The sequence below is a fragment of the Streptomyces sp. NPDC058157 genome (genome assembly GCF_042884105.1).
Classification (GTDB): domain Bacteria; phylum Actinomycetota; class Actinomycetes; order Streptomycetales; family Streptomycetaceae; genus Streptomyces.
In genome coordinates this window covers 1-20,980 of record NZ_JBHVUQ010000001.1, presented here as the reverse complement: position 1 = coordinate 20,980, position 20,980 = coordinate 1, and the positions used below count along the sequence as shown (strand labels likewise).

The 20,980-nt window shown below is 73.8% G+C and carries 29 protein-coding genes; 9 read left to right on the top strand and 20 right to left on the bottom strand.

Translation table 11 applies throughout. The annotated features are described in order from the left end of the window. Positions 1-735: 735 nt before the first annotated feature. Positions 736-1,263: a YcxB family protein gene (locus ACFVXK_RS00145; RefSeq protein WP_389608825.1), complete on the top strand. Its 528-nt coding sequence runs from the start codon at positions 736-738 to the stop codon at positions 1,261-1,263. Between the two features lie 209 nt (positions 1,264-1,472). Here the strand turns inward: ACFVXK_RS00145 and ACFVXK_RS00140 are convergent, their stop codons facing one another. The 14 genes from ACFVXK_RS00140 to ACFVXK_RS00075 form a co-directional block, all read right to left on the bottom strand. Continuing rightward, on the bottom strand, positions 1,473-1,982 hold the full coding sequence (locus ACFVXK_RS00140) for a hypothetical protein (protein WP_389608823.1): 510 nt from the start codon (positions 1,980-1,982) through the stop codon (positions 1,473-1,475). Positions 1,983-2,143: 161 nt separating this feature from the next. After that, entirely contained in the window at positions 2,144-2,461 is a 318-nt protein-coding gene (locus ACFVXK_RS00135; protein WP_389608821.1) for a hypothetical protein, read from the bottom strand. A 280-nt stretch (positions 2,462-2,741) separates the two neighbouring features. Beyond that, positions 2,742-3,008 carry a metal-sensitive transcriptional regulator gene (locus tag ACFVXK_RS00130; protein WP_389608819.1) on the bottom strand — a complete coding sequence of 89 codons (267 nt, stop codon included), beginning with the start codon at positions 3,006-3,008 and terminating at the stop codon, positions 2,742-2,744. 63 nt (positions 3,009-3,071) lie between these two features. Continuing rightward, positions 3,072-3,644, bottom strand: a complete 573-nt coding sequence (locus ACFVXK_RS00125) for a rhodanese-like domain-containing protein (protein ID WP_389608817.1) — start codon at positions 3,642-3,644, stop codon at positions 3,072-3,074. Positions 3,645-3,723: 79 nt separating this feature from the next. Next, on the bottom strand, positions 3,724-4,470 hold the full coding sequence (locus tag ACFVXK_RS00120; protein WP_389608815.1) for a sulfite exporter TauE/SafE family protein: 747 nt from the start codon (positions 4,468-4,470) through the stop codon (positions 3,724-3,726). After that, the gene (locus ACFVXK_RS00115) at positions 4,467-4,823 is read right to left on the bottom strand and encodes a rhodanese-like domain-containing protein (protein WP_389608813.1); all 357 of its coding nucleotides are present in this window, start codon (positions 4,821-4,823) and stop codon (positions 4,467-4,469) included. Before ACFVXK_RS00115 ends, ACFVXK_RS00120 begins: the two co-directional genes overlap by 4 nt. Before the next feature lie 43 nt (positions 4,824-4,866). Then, positions 4,867-6,255, bottom strand: a complete 1,389-nt coding sequence (locus ACFVXK_RS00110; protein WP_389608812.1) for a rhodanese-like domain-containing protein — start codon at positions 6,253-6,255, stop codon at positions 4,867-4,869. Positions 6,256-6,893: 638 nt separating this feature from the next. Continuing rightward, complete coding sequence (locus ACFVXK_RS00105) at positions 6,894-7,217, bottom strand: hypothetical protein (protein ID WP_389608810.1); 324 nt, start codon at positions 7,215-7,217, stop codon at positions 6,894-6,896. 107 nt (positions 7,218-7,324) lie between these two features. Further along, the gene (locus ACFVXK_RS00100; RefSeq protein WP_389608809.1) at positions 7,325-7,549 is read right to left on the bottom strand and encodes a DUF6480 family protein; all 225 of its coding nucleotides are present in this window, start codon (positions 7,547-7,549) and stop codon (positions 7,325-7,327) included. A gap of 177 nt (positions 7,550-7,726) precedes the next feature. Next, on the bottom strand, positions 7,727-7,870 hold the full coding sequence (locus ACFVXK_RS00095; RefSeq protein WP_389608807.1) for a hypothetical protein: 144 nt from the start codon (positions 7,868-7,870) through the stop codon (positions 7,727-7,729). Positions 7,871-8,131: 261 nt separating this feature from the next. Beyond that, positions 8,132-8,335, bottom strand: coding sequence for a thioredoxin family protein (locus tag ACFVXK_RS00090; protein WP_389608805.1), 204 nt, complete (start codon positions 8,333-8,335; stop codon positions 8,132-8,134). A gap of 302 nt (positions 8,336-8,637) precedes the next feature. Beyond that, positions 8,638-8,895 (bottom strand): hypothetical protein, encoded by a 258-nt coding sequence (locus ACFVXK_RS00085; RefSeq protein WP_389608804.1) that lies wholly within the window; start codon positions 8,893-8,895, stop codon positions 8,638-8,640. 167 nt (positions 8,896-9,062) lie between these two features. Further along, the gene (locus ACFVXK_RS00080) at positions 9,063-9,554 is read right to left on the bottom strand and encodes a GNAT family N-acetyltransferase (RefSeq protein ID WP_389608802.1); all 492 of its coding nucleotides are present in this window, start codon (positions 9,552-9,554) and stop codon (positions 9,063-9,065) included. Between the two features lie 199 nt (positions 9,555-9,753). Further along, positions 9,754-10,662 (bottom strand): LysR family transcriptional regulator, encoded by a 909-nt coding sequence (locus ACFVXK_RS00075; RefSeq protein ID WP_389608801.1) that lies wholly within the window; start codon positions 10,660-10,662, stop codon positions 9,754-9,756. A 94-nt stretch (positions 10,663-10,756) separates the two neighbouring features. Between ACFVXK_RS00075 and ACFVXK_RS00070 the strand changes: the two genes are divergently transcribed. Next, positions 10,757-11,641, top strand: coding sequence for a PhzF family phenazine biosynthesis isomerase (locus tag ACFVXK_RS00070; RefSeq protein ID WP_389608799.1), 885 nt, complete (start codon positions 10,757-10,759; stop codon positions 11,639-11,641). Between the two features lie 188 nt (positions 11,642-11,829). On the opposite strand, the gene ACFVXK_RS00065 is transcribed toward ACFVXK_RS00070, so the two are convergent. Continuing rightward, positions 11,830-12,264 (bottom strand): hypothetical protein, encoded by a 435-nt coding sequence (locus ACFVXK_RS00065; RefSeq protein ID WP_389608798.1) that lies wholly within the window; start codon positions 12,262-12,264, stop codon positions 11,830-11,832. 111 nt (positions 12,265-12,375) lie between these two features. Here ACFVXK_RS00065 and ACFVXK_RS00060 point away from each other — a divergent pair, with 111 nt between their 5' ends. Continuing rightward, entirely contained in the window at positions 12,376-13,035 is a 660-nt protein-coding gene (locus ACFVXK_RS00060) for a helix-turn-helix domain-containing protein (protein WP_389608797.1), read from the top strand. 37 nt (positions 13,036-13,072) lie between these two features. Here the strand turns inward: ACFVXK_RS00060 and ACFVXK_RS00055 are convergent, their stop codons facing one another. From ACFVXK_RS00055 to ACFVXK_RS00045, 3 genes are read right to left on the bottom strand one after another with little or no spacing between them, the layout of a single operon-like run. After that, positions 13,073-13,402 carry a hypothetical protein gene (locus ACFVXK_RS00055; RefSeq protein ID WP_389608795.1) on the bottom strand — a complete coding sequence of 110 codons (330 nt, stop codon included), beginning with the start codon at positions 13,400-13,402 and terminating at the stop codon, positions 13,073-13,075. Next, on the bottom strand, positions 13,399-14,058 hold the full coding sequence (locus ACFVXK_RS00050) for an Asp23/Gls24 family envelope stress response protein (RefSeq protein WP_389608793.1): 660 nt from the start codon (positions 14,056-14,058) through the stop codon (positions 13,399-13,401). The genes ACFVXK_RS00055 and ACFVXK_RS00050 overlap by 4 nt, the downstream gene beginning before the upstream one ends. Then, positions 14,049-14,630, bottom strand: coding sequence for an RNA polymerase sigma factor (locus ACFVXK_RS00045; RefSeq protein ID WP_389608791.1), 582 nt, complete (start codon positions 14,628-14,630; stop codon positions 14,049-14,051). Before ACFVXK_RS00045 ends, ACFVXK_RS00050 begins: the two co-directional genes overlap by 10 nt. A gap of 169 nt (positions 14,631-14,799) precedes the next feature. Here ACFVXK_RS00045 and ACFVXK_RS00040 point away from each other — a divergent pair, with 169 nt between their 5' ends. From ACFVXK_RS00040 to ACFVXK_RS00025, 4 genes are read left to right on the top strand one after another with little or no spacing between them, the layout of a single operon-like run. After that, positions 14,800-15,279, top strand: a complete 480-nt coding sequence (locus tag ACFVXK_RS00040; protein WP_389608789.1) for an Asp23/Gls24 family envelope stress response protein — start codon at positions 14,800-14,802, stop codon at positions 15,277-15,279. Between the two features lie 58 nt (positions 15,280-15,337). Further along, positions 15,338-15,520 carry a hypothetical protein gene (locus tag ACFVXK_RS00035; protein ID WP_389608787.1) on the top strand — a complete coding sequence of 61 codons (183 nt, stop codon included), beginning with the start codon at positions 15,338-15,340 and terminating at the stop codon, positions 15,518-15,520. Further along, positions 15,517-16,434, top strand: coding sequence for a DUF6286 domain-containing Asp23/Gls24 family envelope stress response protein (locus tag ACFVXK_RS00030; protein WP_389608785.1), 918 nt, complete (start codon positions 15,517-15,519; stop codon positions 16,432-16,434). Before ACFVXK_RS00035 ends, ACFVXK_RS00030 begins: the two co-directional genes overlap by 4 nt. Further along, on the top strand, positions 16,427-17,002 hold the full coding sequence (locus tag ACFVXK_RS00025) for a hypothetical protein (RefSeq protein WP_389608783.1): 576 nt from the start codon (positions 16,427-16,429) through the stop codon (positions 17,000-17,002). The genes ACFVXK_RS00030 and ACFVXK_RS00025 overlap by 8 nt, the downstream gene beginning before the upstream one ends. Before the next feature lie 510 nt (positions 17,003-17,512). Here ACFVXK_RS00025 and ACFVXK_RS00020 read toward each other — a convergent pair. Next, positions 17,513-18,382, bottom strand: coding sequence for an aminoglycoside phosphotransferase family protein (locus ACFVXK_RS00020; protein WP_389608781.1), 870 nt, complete (start codon positions 18,380-18,382; stop codon positions 17,513-17,515). A gap of 379 nt (positions 18,383-18,761) precedes the next feature. Continuing rightward, entirely contained in the window at positions 18,762-19,322 is a 561-nt protein-coding gene (locus tag ACFVXK_RS00015) for a GNAT family N-acetyltransferase (protein WP_389608779.1), read from the bottom strand. Between the two features lie 230 nt (positions 19,323-19,552). Here ACFVXK_RS00015 and ACFVXK_RS00010 point away from each other — a divergent pair, with 230 nt between their 5' ends. Both ACFVXK_RS00010 and ACFVXK_RS00005 read left to right on the top strand, forming a co-directional pair. Further along, positions 19,553-19,957 (top strand): BlaI/MecI/CopY family transcriptional regulator, encoded by a 405-nt coding sequence (locus ACFVXK_RS00010; protein WP_389608777.1) that lies wholly within the window; start codon positions 19,553-19,555, stop codon positions 19,955-19,957. Positions 19,958-19,962: 5 nt separating this feature from the next. After that, positions 19,963-20,889, top strand: coding sequence for a M56 family metallopeptidase (locus tag ACFVXK_RS00005; RefSeq protein WP_389608775.1), 927 nt, complete (start codon positions 19,963-19,965; stop codon positions 20,887-20,889). Positions 20,890-20,980 lie beyond the last annotated feature (91 nt).

Here is a 20,980-nt window from a genome sequence, read left to right as displayed (position 1 = left end):
ATGCGCCGGCCCCGCCCGCTGCGGGGCGGGCTCCCGTCGCCTGAGTCGTCGGCCCATCCCGGGGTGGGCCGGTACAGCTTGCCCGCGACACCCTCGCCGGAGGAGCCTGGGCGACCGGCGCTGCCGGTCTCGGCTGCGGCGCTGTCGGTTCCGTCGGCTCCGGGCCTGGCGGTGGACACCTTGATCCACCGCTCGGTGACGTCCTTGGTGGTGCCGCCCAGGGCCTGGTGGCCCGGTGCCCCGGCGGGCGTTCCCCGTGCCCGCGCTGCCTCCGGCGCCCTTCTGGACGACCCGCACACCCGCACACACCGTTGGCCGACCACGTCCACCTCGGTGACGATGGCGGCGCCGGCGCTCCCAGGGGCTGACGCCGGCCGCCCCGGAGGCGCCGCGCACTGGTTACGTCTCGACGCCGTGTGGCTGGTCCTGGGCGACGCCGCCGCCGACGAGGACTGCCCGCGAATGGCGCGCTGAGGGCGGCAGGGCTCACATCCCCCCGGTTGGTCGGCACCCACCTTTCCGACCTGCGAGTTCGCACCCTGCACGATCCAGGATCCGCGCGCTGGCACGGGTATGGGCAAGCCCCGCAATCCCGCTGCGGAGAAGCCGCGCCGGCCTCTGGCAGCCGCGTTGCGCCGCGACCGTTCGCGGTGCACCGGTGGGACGGTGGGGCTGCCATCCGGGGGTGCGGGCGACGGCCTCTTCGGTGCCGGGCCAACGGTAGGATCCGCGCTCGTGGACGACATACGACAGGCAACCGTCACCTTCAGCGGGACCCTTACGCGGGAGGAGTTCGACGAGGCGGTTGCGGCGACGGGGACGTTCCGGCGTGTCAGGTGGCTCATCCTGGCGGCTGCCGTGCTGATGGCGGCCCTGGGCCTGAGGCCCCTGCCCGACGGCGGCCCGGTCAACGGCGGTCTGCTGACCCTCGCCGTGGTCTACGGGGTGCTCGGCCTGTTCCTCCCCCCGCTGCTCACCGGCCGCGCGTTCCGTGCCGACCAGGCCAAGGGAGAGAAGCAGGCCACCATCGACGCCGCCGGCTTCGTCGTCGTCCGCGGCGGTGTCGAGCTCGTGCGGGTGCCGTGGCGCAGCATGTACCGCGTCCACGAGACGGAGCGGGTGTACGTCGTGACAGGCCGCCTCGGCTGGAAGGCAGGCCTGATGATCGTGCCCAAGCGGCTGCTCGCCGGAGCCGGCGAGGCAGAGCTGGTGGGGGTGCTGCTGGAGACCCGGGTCGGCCGGTCCAAGGCCCGCCGGGCGTAGGGCGGTTCGTCCCGCGTGGTTCACCAGCCTCTGCGACGGCGCGGAATCCGGGCCGTCGTTCCGCGGCGCAGCCTGGCCACTCGCCACGGCGAGGCCGCCACCGTCCGCCTCGCCGGACTGCACCTCGCCGCCGTCTTCATCCGGCCGGCAAGGTGATCCGGAGCGGAGGCACTGCCCGGCGGGCGGTCACGGCCCGTCTCGTAGTCCCGTTACGACAGGTGACGGGAGAAGAAGGTCCCCACCCGGCGCCGTACCTCGGCGCGTGTCACCGCGGGGTCGCCGGTGCCGACGAGCGCGTTTCGCGCCGTCGCCGTCACGAGACCGGAAGCCTGGAGTCGAGGGACGAGCGTGCCGTAGTCGGTGAAGGCCCAGTGGTTCGAGTCGGGGAGCAGCACGCGGAGGCCGGGAAGTCCCGCCCAGGACGATTCGATCCGGGCGGTGCCGTCGAACCCGTCGGTGCGGAACAGCAACAGCGGCTGGCCGAGCCGGTCCAGGACGAGCCGGAGGTCCGCGATCCGGGTGTCCACCATCGTGCGGAAGGTTGCCGGGTCCGGTGGCCCGAACAAGACGGTCGTCCGCAGTCCGGTCGGCAGTTCCACCTGGGAAGCGTCGCCGGGGTGGTCGACGAGGACGACCACCCGGCCGTGGCTCGCCAGGTCCTCGGCGAGGGTCGTGCCGAGCGTGCGTGAGTCCCCGCCGCCCGGTGAATACACCAGCACCGGCCGTCGCCCGGGCAGCGGCGGCGCGCCCGCGTGCCCGTGGGTGAGGACCCCGCCCCAGTCCGCCGTTCCGGGTTGCGGCAGTCCGGGATGGACCGGCCCGCCTCGACGCCGGGGGCGCCGGCCGCCTCGGCGGGCCGTCAGGGCCCGTCCCGGGCCGGTCATCTGCTCACCACCCGGCGACCGGTCAGCCGCACCGGCGTGAGCTTCATCCAGTGGCCGGCGGCGCTGGCCGGCAGCGTCCCGGGTCGGCCACGAGGTGGTTCACCGGGTGTACGGCCGGACCGGCGGAGTGGAGACGGCGGGGTGGAGACGGCGACCCGTCCGATGCCCCGCATGCACAGCAGCCGACGACACTCCCGCTCGTCGAGGACGCACACCGCGCCGCGCAGGGGGCGGCTGTGCCCGTCCCCGGCCTGAGCCGAGCCACGGCCGGCCAGGTCCTCGACGCTGGTGCCCAGGGCGTCGGCCAGACGCACGAGGGCAAGGCGGCGCCCGAGGTCCGTGCGACCGGCAGCCGCCGCGGAGCCGGCGGACTGACGGGAAAGACGGGGGTCGACCCCGCCGGTGACGCGCGTCCTGCCCCACCCTGCGTCCCGGTGCGAAGCCCCCGTTTCCCGAAGAACGGAGAACGGGGGCGGAGCTTCGTGAGATCGGATGCGCTCAGGCCGAGGCCGTCGGTGAGGAAGTCGCCGAAGCTGCCGTACGCGGTCACGGCCTGGTCCCGGAACGCGGTGAGGTGGGTGGCCGCGGCGGGCGTCAGGCGAGGGCGAGGAAGAGCTTCTCGAGTTCCGCCTCGGTCATGGGGGCCTGGTCCGGGTCGGCTTCGGTCATGCACTGGCGCATGCCGCTGGCGACGATTTTGAAGCCGGCGCGGTCCAGGGCCTTGGACACGGCGGCGAGCTGGGTCACGACGTCCTTGCAGTCGCGTCCGGCCTCGATCATGGCGATGACGCCTGCGAGCTGACCCTGGGCGCGGCGCAGCCGGTTGAGGACAGAGCTGACTGCGTCGTCGTCGACTTTCACCGGTTGCCTCCTGATCCTGGTGTTCTCCTTCCAGGGTACCCCAGGGGGTATCGGGTCCGGGGGTCAGGCTGCCCGGAGTGCGGAGAGGGCGGTGTCGAGGTCGCCCCGGTGGGGGCGGTTGTGGGGGAGCCGGGCGAGCAGGGCCGCCATTCCGCAGGTGTTGGTGAGCGCGGAGTAGACCAGGCCGCCGGCGACGCCGGCGGAGGCGAGGCGGAAGGAAGGGCGCAGCCGGCCCAGCGCGAGGCCGGTCAGGACCACGGCGCCGGCGGAGAGGCGGACCTGGCGTTCCATGTCCCAGGTCGGGCGCCGGGCGCCCTCGGGGCGGTGGAGGGCGTGGCCGCCGGCTGTCCAGGCCGCCGTACCGCCTGTGAGGGTGGCGGTGGCGATGCCGTGGGCGGCGAGGCTGCGACAGGCGCTCAACGAGCGCGCGCCGGAGGCGCAGACGACGAGGAGCTCGCCGCGCCGGGCGGCGGCGCGGATGTCGGAGAGCGCCCGCCCGAGGTGGTCGAGCGGGATGTTGAGGGCGCCCGGAAGGTGGCCGGTGGCGTACTCGCCGGGCGTGCGGACGTCCAGGACGGTCAGCTCGTGGAGGCGGGAGCGGGCCTGGTCGGGGTCGAGGGCGCGGGGGGTGTTCATGGGGCGGCGTTCCGTTCTTCTTCTCCGAGGCGCGGTCGGGCACCTCGCACGTGAGGGGTGACGGGTGGGGGCGGGCGGGTCAGCGGAGCGAGTCGACGAGCATGAGCGCGGCGACGCCCAGGAGCGCGACGGCGAAGATCCGCTGGAGGACGGGACCGGAGACCTTGGCGGCGAGGCGCCTTCCGTCCCAGGCTCCGAGTACCGAGGCCCCGGCGAAGGGGGCGATCACCGCCCAGTCGAGGGGGCTGTGGGTGCCGCCGCGTGCGGCGAGCGCGGCCACGGAGTTGACGGTGATGACCAGGAGGCTGGTGCCCACGGCGGCGCGCATGCGCAGTCCGAGGACGGAGACGAGGGCGGGGACGGCGAGGAACCCGCCGCCGACGCCGAGGAAGCCGGTGATCGCGCCCAGTCCGGCCCCGGCGCCGGCGGCCCGCGCGGGCCTCACGGGAGCCGGCGCCCGGTCGGGTCCGGAGGGCCGGAGCATCCTGGCGGCCGCGGCGGCCGCGACCACGGCGAACGCCGCGGTGAGCAGCGCCGGGGGCAGGCGGTCGGCCACGGCGCCCGCGGCCATCGCGGGCAGGATGCCGGCCGCCGCGAACAGCGCGCCGGTCTTCCACCGGACGTTCCCCGAGGTGGCGTGGGTGTAGAGGCCGGTCATGGAGGTCGCGGTGACGATGATCAGCGAGGCGGTCGTGGCCGCGGCCGGGGTGAAGCCGAGGAGGTAGATCAGTGCGGGAACGGCCAGGACGCTGCCGCCGCCCCCGAGCGCTCCGAGAGCCAGGCCGACGAGAGCGCCGGCCGCGAGGGCGAGGACGAGGGCGCTCACGCTATCCGGCCGCGGCTGCCCCGCGCGTCGACGACCGGCAGCCCGCCCGACGCCCAGGCGCTCATGCCGCCCTTGACGTCGACGGCCTGCGCCCCGCGCTTGGAGAGGATCGCGGCGGCCTGTCGGGAGCGGTGCCCTGAGCGGCAGATCACCACCAGCGGACGCCCCTGGGCCGCGGTCGGCAGAGGGGCTCCACCGGCCAGCGCGGAGAGGGGTGCGTGTACGGCGCCGGGAGCGTGGCCGGCGTCCCACTCGGCCCGCTCGCGCACGTCGAGGAGGACGGCGCCGTCGGCGGTGCGCCGGTGGGCCTGGTCGGGGGTGAGGCGGGTGAGCCTGCGGTGGAAGAGGGGCATCCGGGTTCCTTCCGGTTCTCGGGCGGAGCGGGGCGGTCGTGGTTCAGGGGGCGGCTGGGGCGGGTGCAGCCGGGCCGGCGGTGAGGTCCAGCCCGGCGGCGGCGGCCGCGGCGTCGAAGGAGTCGTCCACGGCGACGACGTCGCGGCCCGCGGCGTCCAGCAGGGAGGCGGCGATGGCCGCCCGCATTCCGCCCGCGCAGTGCACCCACACCCGGCCGGCCGGTACGTCGGCCAGACGGCGGTGCAGGTCGTGGACGGGGATGTGCACGGAGCCCTCGATCCAGCCCGCGGCCCGTTCTGAGTCCCGGCGTACGTCGAGGACCACGTCCGGGACGGGCCGCCGGGCGGCGAGGTCGGCGAAGGTGGCGCGGGGGAAGGAGCTCGGGGCGCCGCCGGCGGGCAGCCACTCGTGGACGCCGCCGGTCGCGGCGGCGGCGGGGCGGTCGATGCCGACGCGGGCCAGTTCGCGCTGGGCGGCGGCGAGCTGCCCGGGGGATTCGGCGAGGAGGGTGACGGGCTTGCCCCAGGGGATCATCCAGGCGAGGTAGGTGGCGATCTTGCCCTCCGCCTCGAAGTTGAGCGAACCGGCGACGTGGCCCTCGGCGAACGCGATCCGGTTGCGCAGGTCCACCACCCACTCCCCGGCGGCCAGGCGCTCGGCGATCCCGGCGGCGTCGGTCCGCGCGGGCGCGGTCAGGTCGAGCTGCGCGGGGCCTGCGGCATTGGCCGGGCCCATGTGCGCGTAGTAGGCGGGTACGTCGTCCAGGCCGGCGAGCAGGGTGGCGACGAAGGAGTCGACGTCCTCGACCAAGGCCGCGTTGCGGCCCTTCTCCTCGCCGATGGTGGTGGAGCCGCCCTCGGACTGGGAGGAGGAGCAGAAGCTGCCGAAGCCGTGCGTGGGCAGCACCGGCGTGGCGTCCGGGAGCTCGGCGGCCAGCCTGCGCGCGGACGCGTGCTGGGCGCGCGCCAGGCGTTCGGTCAGTCTCGGCTCGACCAGGTCGGGGCGGCCGACCGAGCCGATCAGCAGTGACCCGCCGGTGAAGACGGCGGCCGCCTCGCCCCGGTCCTCGAGGACGTAGGAAGTGTGGTGCGGGGTGTGTCCGGGCGTGGCCATCGCCCGCAGGGCGATCCCCTCGTCCACGGCCACCACGTCGCCGTCGGCGACCGGAGTCCGGGCGAAGGCGACGCGGGCCGCGGCGGGCACGAGGTAGGCGGCGCCGGTGAGCCGGGCGAGGTCCAGGCCGCCGGTGACGTAGTCGTTGTGGACGTGCGTCTCCACCACGTGAGAGATGCGCACGCCCCGCGCGGCCGCCGCCTCCAGGACCCGGTCGATGTCGCGGGGCGGGTCCACGGCCACGGCCGCCGCCGCGCCGCCCGCCAGGTAGCTGCGGTTTCCCAGGCCCTCGGTGTCGATGGTGTCGATGAAGAACACGATGCTCCTTTCGGCTGACATTTACCCCCGGGGGTATATTTTCGAGCCTAGCACGAGTACCCCCGGGGGTATTTCGAGCGGTGAGGTGAACCCACCCGCACCGGGCCCCCGCACACCCGGTCACCCACCCCGGACAGGAGTGACGCCATGCCCTACGACCGGACCGTCCACCAGATGCCGGTGCACTCAGCGGTGGGCGCGGTGAGGGAACCGGGCGCCACTTCAACGGCGGCGGCACCGCCGGCTGCATCGACATGCGCCTCACCGATGCCGAACGCCTCTGAACAACTGACTGCGCGGCGCGCGGCGCCGGCGGGCGCTGCGGGTGACTCCTCGAACCGCCACGCGGTAACCATCTCGCGGCGGGCTGTGGAGACCGTCTGGCTCGGGTGCGGTCCGTGACGGAGGGCATGGCAGGGCAGGGCAGGGCAGGGCAGGGCTGGCAGGCAGTACGGCTGCCCCGGATCCGGTGACCGGGATGTCCCGCCCGGACCGGGCCCGGCGTGCGGGGTATGTGAGGGCGGCTGTGGTCGCCTCGTTGCGGCTGGCTGTGCGGGAATCCGATACTGCGCGCCGACGTGTCGCCAGCGCTTCTGCCCTTGCTGGTCCCGCTCGTGAACCGTCATCCCGGTGAGGCCTCAAGGCCGCGCAGGCGCAGCTGTTCGTTCTGTGCGCGGGCGCTCGGCAACGGGGGAGCGGTGGCAAGCCTGGGGATCGCGCTCGACGCAGAAGAGAGCTGTCACCGAGCTGCTCGGGTGCTCGGCCACGAGCGCGCCGAGGTCGAACCGGTCGAGGATTTCACGGGTGTGGCGTTCGACGTACTCGGTCACCAGCACGATGCGGTTCCGTTTCCCGACGCCCTGGCGGTCGTCCTCCCGGTACTGGAGCAGACGCAGCTCCGTCGTCGGCGCCCCGGACTCCGCGGCGCTGGCGCAGATCGCGCAGCAGTCCCGCGCCTCCACGGACGAGCTCCTCGAGGAAGGCGCCAGCGGTGAAACCGTAGACGCCTATCGTTGCGATGTGTCCCATGCGACCGATTTCTCGCCACCCGGTGCCCTGCGGGCCCCGCTCAGACGTTCAGCATGATGGCGTAGGCGAGGAAGAAGAGGGCGCAGGCCAAGGCCACCAGGCAGATCAGCAGGAGGGGGCCCTTGGCCCAGCCGCGGGTGAGGGGACGGTACGGACCCGCGCCGGAGCCGGTGCTCGACTCGCCTGGCGGCGTTTCGCCGGGCGGCACCCCCTGGCTGGGGTGCAGCGACTTACGCGATTGCGGATCTGGAACATGTGCGGCCATGACTGCCTCCCGGCGCCCGTCGTGCCGACGCATAGGCCGGCTTCGCCCGGCGCCTACCCACTGGGCGCCGCCCCACGACAGGTATGCCGGTCCCGCATCACGTGCCCTGTTCCGCGGGCGCCGCCATCCTCACCGCTGGTGTCGACCGGCACGCACGAAGTCAACCTGAGCCGCAGGTCATGGGCGGCTACGCGCCACCGAAGGGCGGGTCGCGCGATGGCTGCGGTGGCGGGCGTGCCGGGCGTGGCGGTCGGGGTCGTCGGCGGCCGTCAGGATCACCGCGAGGCCGAGGGGCAGGAGGGTGAGGAAGGAGAACAACATGACGCGCTTGTGCCCACCCGCTCCTGCCTGATGTACGGCGGTGTGGGGGCTGACGGCGCGGCCCCCGATGGTGGCGGCTGCAGCGGCAGTTGGGTGTTGAAGGGGAACTCCCCACGCGGCCACGGCCTCCGCGCCACCGAAGTCGGATCAAGGTGGGGAGGTCAGCCGGCCGGTGCGAGGAGGCAGGCCAGGGCGGGTATGGCGCACCCCACTGGTCGGCTTACCCGTGAAAGCGTACTCCGACATCGCTTGGGCGGGCGGTTAGAGATGGGCGTCCAGGAAGGCCTTGAGCTGGGACTTGTTGAGCATTCCGGCCTTGGTGGCTTGCGCCTTGCCGTTCTTGAAGAGGATGAACGTGGGGGTCTCGTGGACGCCGTACTCGGTGGGCGTGGCAGTGTTCTCATCGACGTCGAGCTTCGCCACGGTGACCTTGCCTGCGTATTCCGCGGCGATTGTGTCCACCACGGAGGCTGTCAGCTTTCAGGGGCCGGACCGCTGGGCCCAGTAGTCGACCAGGCTCCGGCCGGGTTGCGGTGCGTGGGTAAGTCCGACGCTCTTGCCCGTCCGGCAACAGGAGCGTGATCGCTGCGGGTGACGAGGGGGTGGTCACGGTCAGGAGCGCGCGAGCCGCTCTGCGCGGGTTTGCCGGCATGCCGGGCACAGGGGGCTCGCACCCGCTCCGTAGCGCGTCGTGGGTCGGCGGCACCGGGCGCATGGTCCGGTCGAGACCAGCGCGGGCCGTGGGGGTGCGGCGTCGGTGGGACGGCTCATGCCGTGGCCTTGTCTGCGTGGGCCGAACCGGTGGGGGTGCGGGCGGCGCGGTCGAGGTCGGCGGCGCCGGCCCGTCGGCTGGTGGAGGCGGTCCAGTAAGGGTGGGTGCACAGGTGTGCCGAGAGGGCGATCAGCCGGCGCCGTAGCGCGGTCGTGCTGGCCCCGACGGGAGTCTGGGCGAGTTCGGTGTAGGTCTGCTGCCAGGCCCTTTGGAGGGCGATCAGGTCCTCTGGGAAGCGGAACGGTGGGCTCACCCTTCAATAGAAACACGTGTTCGAATTCTTCCGCTAACGCCACGCAGTGGAAACGGGCCGAATGCGGCCGCCGCCTCAGCACCGGCCGGGCCGTCCCGCTGATCGTGCCCCGGTGCCCGTCTGCGTCCGCGTCTGCGTCCGTGGCAAGGGCCGGTTGGCGGCGGGTCTCACCCGTCCGTCGCCCCCGCCGCAGCCCCGGCCCGTACGCGCAGGTGGACGTAGGGAACCGTGGCGCCGTCCAAGGTGTAGCGGTCGCACTCCGTGTACCCGCGCGAGAGGGCGAAGCGCAGACCGTCCTCGTTCGAGGCCAGGACGATGGTCTCGAACGTGTCCGGGCTGGGGACAAGGGCCTGCGCGTGTAGGAGGGCGTGGGCGTAGAGCGCGGTGCCGAGGCCCTGCCCCCGGTGGGCGGGCAGGATCCGGGTGATCACGGTGGCCACCGCCGGGGCGTCCGGGGTGGGCCGGCGCACGGTCGTGCAGCCGATCGGGACGTCGCCGAGGTACGCGACGTCCAAGAGGTGGCGCCCGGCCCGTTCGCGCACCTCGTCGAGAGTGAGGGCGTCCGGCGGGATGATCAGGTTGTGGACGTGGCGCCAGTCCCGGAGAGAGGCCTCGTCCGTCACCCGTGCGATGCGCAGTGGTGTGGTGTGGTCGGTCACGGGGTCAGGGAATCCCGCCGATCTCGACGGCGTCAACCGGCTTTCACTTGAGGCGTTCGCCCGAGCGACCCCGGAAGGCACTCATCCGGAATCCCTCACGGTCGATCCTTGTCGGGCTGGCATGCGAGAGGCGGCCGGTCACCGAGCGTTCGCTCCCCCCACCCGTGGACCCGGCACACGGCCGCCGGGGCACCGTCGTTCAGTGGGGGAAGTGGTGCGGCAGTTCCGTGGTCAGTGCGGCCGCTGCCGGGGAGAGCCAGCGCCTGCGGTGGCGGGCCAGTTGGACGGTGACGTCGGGGAACCGCGGGCCGGGCACCTGCGTCAGGCGGCCCGCTGCGAGCGCGTCCGCGACATTGGCGCGGGCCAGCAGGCTGAGGCCGAGGCCCGCGGCGACGCAGGACCTGGCGACCTCCAGGCTGCCGAAGCGTGTGATGCGGGGCGGTGTGCCTTCGGCCGCGGTGAGCAGCCGCTCGATGAAGAGGTCGCTGTACGAGCAGCCCTGCTCGTGCAGGAAGTAGTCCTCGCGGGCCAGCTCCGCCCAGTCGATGGGCGCATCCGGGGCTCTGCGGGCGGCGGGGTGCTCGGGGGCGCAGACGAGGACCAGCGGTTCGCGGGCCAGCGGCGTGCAGGCGACGTCACCGAATGAGGCCTCGTCCTCCAGCAGCAGGGCCAGGTCCAGCTCGCCGGTGCGAAGCGCGGCGACGGCGTCCGCCGTCCCCATCGTGCGCAGGTCCACTTCGATCCCGGGGTGGCTGCGCCGGAGCGCGGCGACGGCTCCGGGCAGCCGGGCGGAGACCAGCGTCTCGCCGGCCGCGAGCACCACGCGTCCGGTCACCTGACCACCCGTTCCACCGGCCGAGGCGGCAACCGCCCGCAGCCGGGACTCGGCCTCCAGCACCGCCTCGGCCTGCTCCAGTACTTCACGCCCGGCGCTGGTGAGCACCACCCCGCGTGGCAGCCGGTCGAACAGGCTCAGGCCGAGCTCCTTCTCCAGCGTCTGCACCTGGGCGGTGACGGTGGACTGGACGAGGTGCAGGCGCTCCGCGGCGCCCGTCAGGCTCCCGGTCCGGGCAACCGTGGTGAAGGTACGCAGAAGTCTGGTGTCCATGCCGTCGACGATAACCCCTGCCATCGCATACACCGATGACCCCCATCATCAGCCATCGTTTGTAGAGATGGCTGCACGATGTGACAGTGGGGACATGAACCTGACGACGCACCCCGAAGTCCTGCGCTACACCGCCTTCACCACCGACCCCGCCGGCGGCAACCCGGCCGGTGTCGTACCGGACGCGGCGGCACTGGACGATGCCGCCATGCTCGCGATCGCCGCCGAAGTCGGCTACTCCGAGACCGCTTTCGTCATCGCCGCGGACTACGCGGAGCGCCGGTTCCGGCTGCGCTACTTCAGCCCGCTCGCCGAGGTCGCCTTCTGCGGCCACGCGACCGTCGCCACCGCGGTGGCCCTGGCCGAGCGGTTCGGTCCCGGCCCGCTCGTCTTCGACACGCCGGTGGGCGAGATCGCCCTGGACACCTCCGCCGATCCTGAAGGCTCCGTGACGGCGACGCTCACCAGCGTCCCCACCCACTCCCGGCCGGCGCTCGACGAGGAGGTGAACGCCTCCCTCCAGGCCCTGCACTGGTCCCCCGAAGACCTCGACACCGGACTTCCCCCGCACGTCGCCTTCGGCGGGAACGAGCACTTGGTCCTGGCCGTGGCAACCCGCGAGCGCCTCGCGGCCCTCGACTACGACTTCGACGCCCTGGCCGAGGTGATGCACCGTCACGGCTGGACCACGCTCCAACTGGTCTGGCGCGAGACCCCGGACCTCTTCCACGCCCGGGACCCCTTCCCGATCGGCGGCATCGTCGAGGATCCGGCCACCGGAGCCGCGGCCGCCGCCTTCGGCGGCTACCTGCGCACCCTCGGCGCCCTCCCGCCCGCCGGCACCTTCACCATCCGCCAGGGCGAGGACCTCGGCCGGCCCAGCCTGCTCCGCGTCGAGGCCTCCACCACGGACCCCCGCGTGCGGGTGAGCGGGCAGGCGATTCCGCTCGCGGGCACGAGCGCGCGCACCGGCGAGTGAGAAGCCGAGGACGCTGCGGGCAGCGTTCGTGCACACCGCACGCGGGGTTGAGGAACTTCACCCCGTTCGGGAGCGCGCTCTCAGGCTGGACCACCCCGGAAGACGTCGACTCGCCCGTCGAACGGCGCGACGGGCTCGCGACGGTGGTGGGCCGCTCCGACAGGTGCGCGGCTCCGGGGTGAGGGGTGTCAGAGCTCGGCGCGGTGGAGGGTGTGACCGTCGATCTCGATGGTGTCGGTGTTCTTGACGTTGCCGGTGAGGTTGCTGAGGTTGCCGTGGAGGTTGATGGTGTTCTGGCGGCGGTCCAGGGTGTAGGTGCCCTGGTTGACGCCGAGCTTGACCGCAGGACACACGCTCTGGTTGCACTGGAATCCCGGGACCTGCTCGAAGGTGGTCTCGTGGAAGGTCAGCGCCTGGGTGTAGTGGGTGATGCCGGGACGGTCCCGGGCGATGGGCTCCTTCCACACGCCCTCCAGAGAGAACCCGGCCGGCACGGCCGGCACGGTGGGCCCGGCTGCCGCCGCGGTGGTCCGTGCAGTGGCTGACGTGGCCGCGGTCGTCGTGAGGCAGAGGCCGAGCAGCGCTGCGGCGAACAGAGTCCGGGACACGGTGATCTTGAGCATGTCGGCGGTTTTCCGTACGCGAGCCCGCACGCGGGGCCTCCTGGACGGGCTGTCACCCGTACGGTTCCGCCCACCCGGTGGGCAGCCTTGCCGACCTTGGTGAGCCGGGCGATGGCGCACAGACGACGGTGCCGCTGCGACGTTCGGGTGATCGTTCGTGGCCTCGCGTCACGGCCGGTGCGCACGGATTGTCACACCGGTATGACAACAGCGCATCAGCAGATGATCCCCCATCAGGCCGCCTTCCCCGCGGCTCGGGCGCCGCGGCGTCGGCCCGGTGACCTGCCCGAGCCTGACGAGCGGCGCAGGCTGCGGGAGCGGTGGGGTCTGTCGACCCGGCAGGTCGCGACCGCGTTCGGGGTGACACCGGCGACGGTGCGGTCCTGGGAACGCGGCCGTTCGGCGCCCCGGGGCAGCCGCAAGGAGGCCTACCGGCGATTCCTGGCCGGTCTGGCCCAACACGGCGCGGTGGCCCAGATCGGTGCCGCGGTGCGGGGCGCGGGCTGCGACCGGCAGCGGACGGAAGACGTCCGGCGTCCGGTACCTCGAGGGGCCGCCCACGGGGTGCCCGCCCTGAGGCAAGGTGTCACGCCTCGCCCGGCGTGCCCGTCCCCTCCTGCGGAGGGCGGAGCGGGGTGCGTCACGGCAGTCCGGCCGGGGTCGGATCCGGTGGGGCCGGAGCGGGTCCGGCGCCTTCGGCTGCTGGGGGCCGCGGCTTGCGTGTGGTCGCTTGCCTTGTGGCTGATCCTCACCTGCCCGACGCCCCTGTGACCGCACCCGCCGGCTCCGGTGGAACGGCCTGACCCGGTCACACGATGCCGGTGACGGTGACCCGCACGGCTCCGGGGGGCACGGCGGCCGCTTCGGCGGCCGCCGCCCGCACTTCGCCGGCGGTGTGGGCGGCCTGGTGCCGTGCGCGGACGACGACATCGATGCGCAGGGCGGCGACCCGGCCCCCGGAGTCGAACGTGATGCGCAGCGCGGTGCCCGGATCGGGGCGGTCGACGGCGGACGGCTGCCGTGCGGCGGCGGTGTGCAGCAGGGAGCGCAGGCCGGGGCGCAGGCAGGCGACGCCGGGGACGGCGAGGACGGCGTCGGTGACCTGTTGGGTGAGGGCCTTGGCACGATCGTGGTTCACGGTCTGGTCTTCCGTGGCTGGGTGGGGGGTTCGTGGAGATCGGTGACGGTGACGTCGAGGTCGCCGAGGGCCAGGCCGAGGTGCTGGCGGGCGGCACGGATCAGGCTTTCGCGCACCGCGCGGGTGGTGCTGGGGAGGTCGTGTCCGTAAGCGACGGTGATGGCGAGGTGGACGGTGGACGGGCCACGTGTGGGGTGGGTGCGGCTGCCGGGCGGGATGATGCGGCAGCTTCCGGCGAGCACGCCGGGTACCTGTTCGGCGGCGGCGCGCAGGGTGCGGGCGGCGACGGACTCGTAGATCCAGCTGTCCTCGCCGACCTCGCCGAGCGGGAGGTTGCGGCCGGGCCGCAGTTCCAGGCGGACCGCGTCCATGACACGTCGCACCACGGCGGTGGTGTCGATGTCGGCGGCGGGTGGTGTGGTGGCCGGGGGAAGCACGGCGGCCCGCAGACGTTCGAGGTCTTCGCCGGCTCGGCGGCAGTAGGGGCAGGCCGCGGCGTGCGGGTCGGTGCCGGGCCGGTCGGCGTTTTCCCACACGGTGGCCAGGTCCCTGCCGCAGGCGAGGAGTTCGAGGTCGTCGTGGTCGTGGTCGTGGTCGTGGTCGGGGTCGGGGTTGGGGTCGGGGTCGTCGTGGGGGTGGGGGGTGTTCATCGCCATGCGGTCATCGCCTCCGTCAGCATGCGCCGGGCCCGGAACACGCGTGCGCGGACCGCTTCGGGCCGGATGCCCACCGCCTGGGCGATCGTCTCGTACGACTGTCCCTCGATCTCCCGCAGCATCCAGCAGACCTTCTGCTCCGCGGACAGACCACCCATGGCCTGAGCGAGGTCACGTACGGCGGCGTTCGACTCGGCGGCGCGGGCAGGCGAGGACTGGTGCTCCGGTGCGGCCGGTTCGGCGACCGTGTCCAGGTCGGCGGCGGGCCTTCGGGCCCGCAGCAGGTTCAGGCACCGGTTGGTGACGATGCGGTACAGCCACGTGCCGAACCCGGCCTCGCCCCGGTACTCGGGCAGGCTGCGCCACGCGCTGACGAAGGCGTCCTGGACGGCGTCCTCGGCTTCGGCCCGGCCGCCCATCAGGCGTTCGGCGAGCTGCAGCATGGCCGGGGAGTGGCGGTGGACCAGCACCTCGAACGCCTCCTCGTCTCCCTCCGCGGCCCGCACCGCCAACAGCCGGTCGCCGGCTTCGGCGGTCTCCTCATCGTCGTCCGGGCCCCACCGAGCGTTCAACGCGGGCTCCTTCCAGCCTCCACTGCTTTGACACCGCCTGCCCTGCGTTCGTTACGCCACTCGAATCCGTACTGTTGTTCACCCGTTCACGACAAAAGGTCCGTAACGGATGACGCATCGACGGTGTCAAAGGAGTGCAAGCCCCCACCGACCCGTCGAAGGAGCAGTCATGACGGCACCTCAGCAGAAGACCCCGATCCGCCCGGACCACGCCGACGGTCCCGTGCCCGGCGCGCGGCGCACGCAGGTCGACGAGCCCGGCGGTACGCGCGGCCGGACTTCGATCGCGGACACCGTCGTCGTCAAGATCGCCGGGAGGGCGGCACGAGAGATCCCGGGCGTGCACGACATGGGGGGCGGTCTGTCCCGGACGCTGGGCGCGGTACGCGACCGGGTGCCCGGCGGGCGCCCGAACGTCGGCCGCGGCGTGAAGGTCGAGGTCGGCGAGCGCCAGGCCGCCATCGATGTGGAACTGGTCGTGGAGTACGGCGTCCCGGTCCCGGACGTGGCCCGCGACGTCCGGGAGAACGTGATCTCCGCGGTGGAGCGGATCACCGGCCTGGAGGTCGTGGAGGTCAACATCGCCGTCACCGACGTCCACCTGCCCGGCGACGACGAGGACGACACCACCGAGGCACGGGTGGCGTGAGCGGCCCACACCACGTGAGCGCGCGGACACCGTCGATGAGGGAAGGAAGGCGACAGACATGAGCAGGGACGTCCTGGGGCTGCTGGTCGGGATGGCACTGGGGTTCGCCGGCTGGTTCGGAGGCTTCGGGGCCTTCCTCCTGGTCGCCGCCCTCGGCGGGATCGGGTACGCGGCCGGCCGCTACACCGAGCGCGGCGGAGACCTGCGCGACCTGCTCATCACCGAGCGCAGGCAGCGGTGAGCCCCGGCGAGCGGGGCGTCACCACCGTCACCGACCGGGTGGCGGCCAAGATCGCCCGGCAGGCGGCCACCGAAGCCACCCTCCCCGCGGGCGGGCGCGTCCTGAGGTCGGCGGCCACCACGCGCGGCGGCCGGGTCGAGGTGACCGTGGAGCTGGACCTGCCCGTATCCGCCCCGCCCGACACAGGCCGGATGGTCCACCTCCACGACCACCTGACCAGCCGCACCCGCCATCTGACCGGGCTGGCCCTCGCGCCCGCACACCTGCGGATCCGCACACTTCGCCCGCTCACCCCCAGCCCCCGACCGGACACCCCAAAGCGGCAGCCGGTCTCGGACGGCAGGCGGTGGTCCTCACGGCGCGCCGTCGGCACGGGTGTGGCCCTCGCCGCGGCGCTCCTGTCCGCGCTGACGACGTGGACCGTCCTGCACGAGCACCTGCCCGCCGGCACCGCCGCCCCGCCCTGGGAACAGGTACGCCAGTGGCTGACGGTGTCCGGCGGACGGTCCCTTCTGCGCCCGGTGGCCTGGGCGGCCGCCGCTGCCGGGGCATGGCTGATCCTCCTGGCGCTCACCCCGGGCCACCGCCGCCTGCTGTCCCTGGCGTGCCCCCGGCCGGTCCAGGCGGTCATCAGCCGCCGGCACGCCGCACGCCTGGTCCGGGCAGCCCTCACCGAGGTGCCCGGACTACGGGTCCGCACGGTCCGCTTCACCCGCCGCAAGCTCACCGTCCGCACCGAAACGGCCCACGGCACACCCCGCGACGTCCGCACGGCGACCACCACCGCCATCGAGCGCACCCTCCGCAACCTGACACTGCACCGCACACCGAAAGTACGGCTCGTGCTGCGCCCGGCCCGGGACCCGCACACCGCCTCCACCCGGCGACCGGCCCGGGAGGACGAGGATGCGTAGCCGCACCGTGGCCAACCGGGCGGCGCTCACTCTGACCGGGCTCGCCCTCATCGCCGCAGGCGCGGCCGCCACCCGGTGGGGCGAGGAGAACGTCCTCACGGCCGCCCTGCGGCACCTGGAGCAAGCGGATCACCGCCTGCTCCTCGCAGCAGGCGCCGTCGGTCTCGCCGCGTCGTTCTTCCTGGCCACCGCGCAGATCCCGCGACCGGCCCGACGCCGCCTGGCCCTCCCCGCCCCCCACTGCGTGCTCGACAGCCGGGCCGTCCGCCAAGCCGTCCGAGCCGGCTGCGCCGCCGTACCGGGAGTGATGCGCGCCCGCTGCCGCCTCACGGGCCGCCGGCACACGATGCGCCTGGCCATCACCCTCACCGTGAGCGCGACAGCACACCCCGGCGACGTCGTGACCACGGTGTCGGACATCGCCCTGACACACATCGCCCCGCTGCTCGCACCCCGCCGACTCCGCACGCGCATCCGACTCCAGGTCCGACGCCCCCGTGAAGTCCGGCCCGGCGTCGCCGGAGTCCTCCGGGCGGCCGTGACGGCCGAGGAGACGACCAGCTCTTGACGAGGATCTTGAAGGGGGTTGTTCGGTCGTGGCTGCGTCGATGACGGCCTGCGCGGCACGTGCCGGATTCCCGGGCTGGTGGTTGTAAGGGGCCAGGGTGCTCGCGCGTCGTGCGCCCGCGGTGGCGCCGAAGCCGACCAGGCCGCCGAGGAGGAGACGTTCACGATGCGGGCCTCCTCGAGGGCAGCGAGGTAGCCGTAGCCCGCGTTGTCGACCCATACGTCGATCCGCCCGAAGGCGACTCCGGTCGGGCAGCAGCTCGACCGGACAGCGGGTCTCGACGTCCACGAGGACGGGGCCGGAGTTCCAGCCTCTGCGGGTGGCTTACTTGTCGACGCCCGACCACTCGCGGGGCGGGAACCTTCGGCTCGGGAATTGCGTCGATCAGCCGCAGGACCGTGCTGCGGCTGATCGGCACGCCGATGGCGTGGGCCGGTGCCGCCGGCACCCTGCAGAGGGGGACCGTCGCGGGGTGGGCGGGCGCCGCCGGCAGGGCGAACGCCGAGCTCGTCAGCCCGCCAGCGCCGCAGTGATCTGGCGGGTGGTCTGCGCGGCGATGCGGGGGCTGGCGGCGGCGTACGAGACATGGGCGTTCAGGCCCGTCGCCAGGGCCCAGCCCCGCCCCCGCGTCCAGGTGTCCTCGTCGACCCCCAGCGCCGCGCGGAACGCGGCCCGGCCGCGGACCGACATCAGGGTGAAGGCGATCGTGAGGTCGCAGGCCGGATCGCCGAGGCCGAGTTCGCCGAAGTCGATGACCGCGCTCAGCCGCCCCCCGGTGGTCAGCAGGTTCCCGGTGTGCAGGTCGCCGTGACACCACACCGGGGCCCGCCCCCACGCCGGAGCCGCGAGGGCGGCGTCCCACACCGCGGTCATCGCCCCGGCGTCGAACACCCCCGCCAGCGCGGTGATGGCCGCCCGGGTCTCGGCGTCCCGCTCCGCCAGCGGCGTGCGCACCTTGCCCCCGCCGTCCGCCGGGCAGGCCGCCAGCGACGTCAGGAATCCCGCGAGCGCCCGGGCGGCCGGAAGCGAATCACCGAGCCCCTCCGCCGTCGCCGTCTCCCCGTCGATCCAGCGCGACACCGCCCAAGGCCAGGGGTACCCGGCTCCCGGCTCGCCCACCGCGACCGGCACCGGCACCGCCAGCGGCAGCAGCGGCGCGAGCCGGGGCAGCCACCGCAGCTCCGCGGCCGCCTGCCCGACGGCGTCCCGGTGACGCGGCAGCCGCACCGACAGCTCGCCGCCGAGACGGTGGATCACATGGTCGGACCCGCCCGGCTCGACCCGCTCCAGTGGCAGCCCGGCCCACTGCGGGAACTGCGCATCGAGGAGCCGGCGCACCAGCGCGGCATCGATGGAGGGCCTGCTGTCGGCACTGCTCACGGGCGGCTCCGGGTTCCGGCCCGCACGACGACGGGCGACGAGTGGTCCAGACCACCCCAGCCCACTCCGGCCCCACCTGTCGACGGGTTTTCCCGACCCCCGCCCATGACGCCCGCCGCGCCGAACGCGTCCCCACCGCGCGTCCGCCGGGCGTTGTCCTCGGCGATCAGGATGCACACGGGCAGTACACGGTGCGCACGGTGGGCCTCCGGGCGGGCTCCGCACCCGCAGCCCGCCGCCGACCGCCTCGACGCTCCGTCGCATGCCCCGCAGCCGGCTGCACCGGCGTCGGCAGGCGCCCGGGTCAACCTCGGGCTGCTCCTTGACGGTTCGCCGCCCCCCCGGTAGCCGGGGCGCCGACGCACGCCCCGGGCCGTTCCTACCGCGAAAGTTCCCACGCGGCCCGCGTGAGCTCGTACTCGACCTCGCCGTGCTCGGAACCCTCGATCGCCTCCGGCCAGTCCCCGGTGAAGTGCCGGACGAACGACAGGCCGGACTTCTCCATCACCCGCCGGGAAGCGGCATTGACGGCCATCGTGTTCGCCGTGACCCGCTCGACCCCCAGCTCGGTGAACCCCTTGTCGATCAGGGCCCGCGCCCCCTCGGTGGCGAAGCCGCGCCCCCACGCCGCCCGGTTCAGCCGGTACCCGAGCTCGACCACGGCGGAGCTGTCCCGCTCCAGCGGCCGGAACTCGAACCAGCCGAGGAAGGTCCCGGTCGCCTCCTCGTCAGCAGCCCAGTAGGCCTGTGTGCCCCAGCAGGGGTAGACGTCCAGGAGCCGCGGCAGGACCCGCGTCTCGACCGTCCGTCGGCTGGTGGGGCGACCGCCGTTGATGAACCGCATGACCTCGGGATCGCCGTCCAGGGCGACCAGATCGTCGGCGTCGGCGACCCCGAACGGGCGCAGGGCGAGCCGGTCGGTCTTCAGGAAGTAGCTCATACCGTGATCCTCACCATCGGCCGCCCGGCCCTGCCACCGAATTTCCGTCCCCGCCGACGCCTCCCGGCGGGGCGGCCAGGAGCGGCCGGTGGAGCCCCGGGAGAGGCGCCGGAACACGTCGGGCAGGCCCGGCCCCCAGAGCGCGCAGAAGCGTCCGGCTCCGTCGGGGGTCAGTACGATGGGGCGGCGCCGTGACGGCGTGCGGGGTTCACGGTCGGGAGGCAGCGGGTATGAGAGGCCAGCACAAGGCCGGGGGCGAGGAGCATGCCCGTCGGCGCGGCCACGGTGAGCTGGAGTCCCAGGTCCTGGCTGCCCTCGGCAAGGCGCCCGGTCCCGTCACGGCGGCGTGGGTCCAGGAGAGCGTGGCGGGCGACCTCGCCTACACGACCGTGATGACCATCCTGACCCGGCTGCACGCCAAGGGCGCGGTCGCGCGCGAGCGCGCCGGGCGGTCCTTCGAGTGGGTGCCCGTCGCGAACGAGGCCGGGCTCGCCGCGCTGCGGATGCGCAAGGTCCTCGACGGCGAGTCCGACCGCGAGGCCGTACTGGCCAGCTTCGTCACCGGCCTCACGGCCGGGGACGAACGGCTCCTGCGCGAACTGCTGGCGCAGACGGCCGACGAGGGCGAAGCCTGACCGGCATGGGGGTCTTCGTCTTCCTGCCGCTCGTGCTGCCCCTCACCGCCTGGCCGATCGCCCGCCTGGCGGCGCAGCACCTGCATCCGCGCGCCGCCACCTGGCTGCTGTCCGCCGTCGCCGTGGTGCTCGCCGTGTGCAGCACGCTGTGCCTGGTCCTCCTGATGGTCGTCGGCACCGCCCAACTGCCCGGGAACCCGCTGCCGGACGGCTGGTCGGACCCCGAGGTGCGCGCCGCCGTGCCCTACGACGAGGTCGCCGGCACGGTCGCCATCCCCGCGCTGCTCGTGGTGCTCGCCGCGTGCACCCGGGTGGCCGTCAAGCACCGCCTGATCCGCCGGCGGGCCGCGAAGGCCCTGGCCGGACTCCCCGCCGCCCCCGTGGCGGTGCTGCCCGACGACACCCCGTACGCGTACGCGCTTCCGGGCGGACGCGGCCGGATCGTGGTCACGACGGGCATGCTGGCGGCACTGGACTCCCCGGAGCGGCGGGCCCTGTTCGCCCATGAACGTGCCCACCTCACCGGACGCCACCACCGCTTCCTGCTGACCGCCCGCCTCGCCGCGTGCGCGAACCCGTTCCTGCGCCCGCTGCGCACGGCGTTGTCCTACACCACCGAGCGGTGGGCGGACGAGGAAGCGGCGTCGTCCGTCGGCAGCCGCCGTACCACCGCCCGGGCCGTCGCCAAGGCCGCCCTCATCACGCGCGGCGCGCCGGTGGCCACCCTCGCGGGCTTCGCCGCCGCCGGCCCCGTCCCCCGCCGGGTGGCCGCCCTCCTGGCCCCGGCCCCCGCCGCCGTCGCCTGGCCGTCGGCCTTCACCACGGCGGGCCTGGCCGCCTGGGCGGCGGCCGCCGGGGCAGCCGCCTCCGCCTTCTCCTCCGGGAACGCGGCGGTCACCCTGTTCTGCATCCTGAAGGCAGCCGCCCTCTAGGCCCTGTCGTCAAAGTCCCGCCTGCCCCGCGACGCCTGGCACGCACTCTCGCCGCACCGGGCGCAAAACCGAGTACGTCCAGTACAAGGTC

What these genes read in the sequence shown, in the direction of transcription:
- ACFVXK_RS00125 (WP_389608817.1), bottom strand. Translation starts at nt 3,644, where the DNA reads ATGAACACCCCCCGCGCCCTCGACCCCGACCAGGCCCGCTCCCGCCTC.
- ACFVXK_RS00115 (WP_389608813.1), bottom strand. Translation starts at nt 4,823, where the DNA reads ATGCCCCTCTTCCACCGCAGGCTCACCCGCCTCACCCCCGACCAGGCC.
- ACFVXK_RS00100 (WP_389608809.1), bottom strand. Translation starts at nt 7,549, where the DNA reads ATGGCCGCACATGTTCCAGATCCGCAATCGCGTAAGTCGCTGCACCCC.
- ACFVXK_RS00095 (WP_389608807.1), bottom strand. Translation starts at nt 7,870, where the DNA reads ATGTTGTTCTCCTTCCTCACCCTCCTGCCCCTCGGCCTCGCGGTGATC.
- ACFVXK_RS00075 (WP_389608801.1), bottom strand. Translation starts at nt 10,662, where the DNA reads ATGGACACCAGACTTCTGCGTACCTTCACCACGGTTGCCCGGACCGGG.
- ACFVXK_RS00070 (WP_389608799.1), top strand. Translation starts at nt 10,757, where the DNA reads ATGAACCTGACGACGCACCCCGAAGTCCTGCGCTACACCGCCTTCACC.
- ACFVXK_RS00065 (WP_389608798.1), bottom strand. Translation starts at nt 12,264, where the DNA reads ATGCTCAAGATCACCGTGTCCCGGACTCTGTTCGCCGCAGCGCTGCTC.
- ACFVXK_RS00060 (WP_389608797.1), top strand. Translation starts at nt 12,376, where the DNA reads ATGGCGCACAGACGACGGTGCCGCTGCGACGTTCGGGTGATCGTTCGT.
- ACFVXK_RS00050 (WP_389608793.1), bottom strand. Translation starts at nt 14,058, where the DNA reads ATGGCGATGAACACCCCCCACCCCCACGACGACCCCGACCCCAACCCC.
- ACFVXK_RS00040 (WP_389608789.1), top strand. Translation starts at nt 14,800, where the DNA reads ATGACGGCACCTCAGCAGAAGACCCCGATCCGCCCGGACCACGCCGAC.
- ACFVXK_RS00035 (WP_389608787.1), top strand. Translation starts at nt 15,338, where the DNA reads ATGAGCAGGGACGTCCTGGGGCTGCTGGTCGGGATGGCACTGGGGTTC.
- ACFVXK_RS00025 (WP_389608783.1), top strand. Translation starts at nt 16,427, where the DNA reads ATGCGTAGCCGCACCGTGGCCAACCGGGCGGCGCTCACTCTGACCGGG.
- ACFVXK_RS00015 (WP_389608779.1), bottom strand. Translation starts at nt 19,322, where the DNA reads ATGAGCTACTTCCTGAAGACCGACCGGCTCGCCCTGCGCCCGTTCGGG.
- ACFVXK_RS00010 (WP_389608777.1), top strand. Translation starts at nt 19,553, where the DNA reads ATGAGAGGCCAGCACAAGGCCGGGGGCGAGGAGCATGCCCGTCGGCGC.
- ACFVXK_RS00005 (WP_389608775.1), top strand. Translation starts at nt 19,963, where the DNA reads ATGGGGGTCTTCGTCTTCCTGCCGCTCGTGCTGCCCCTCACCGCCTGG.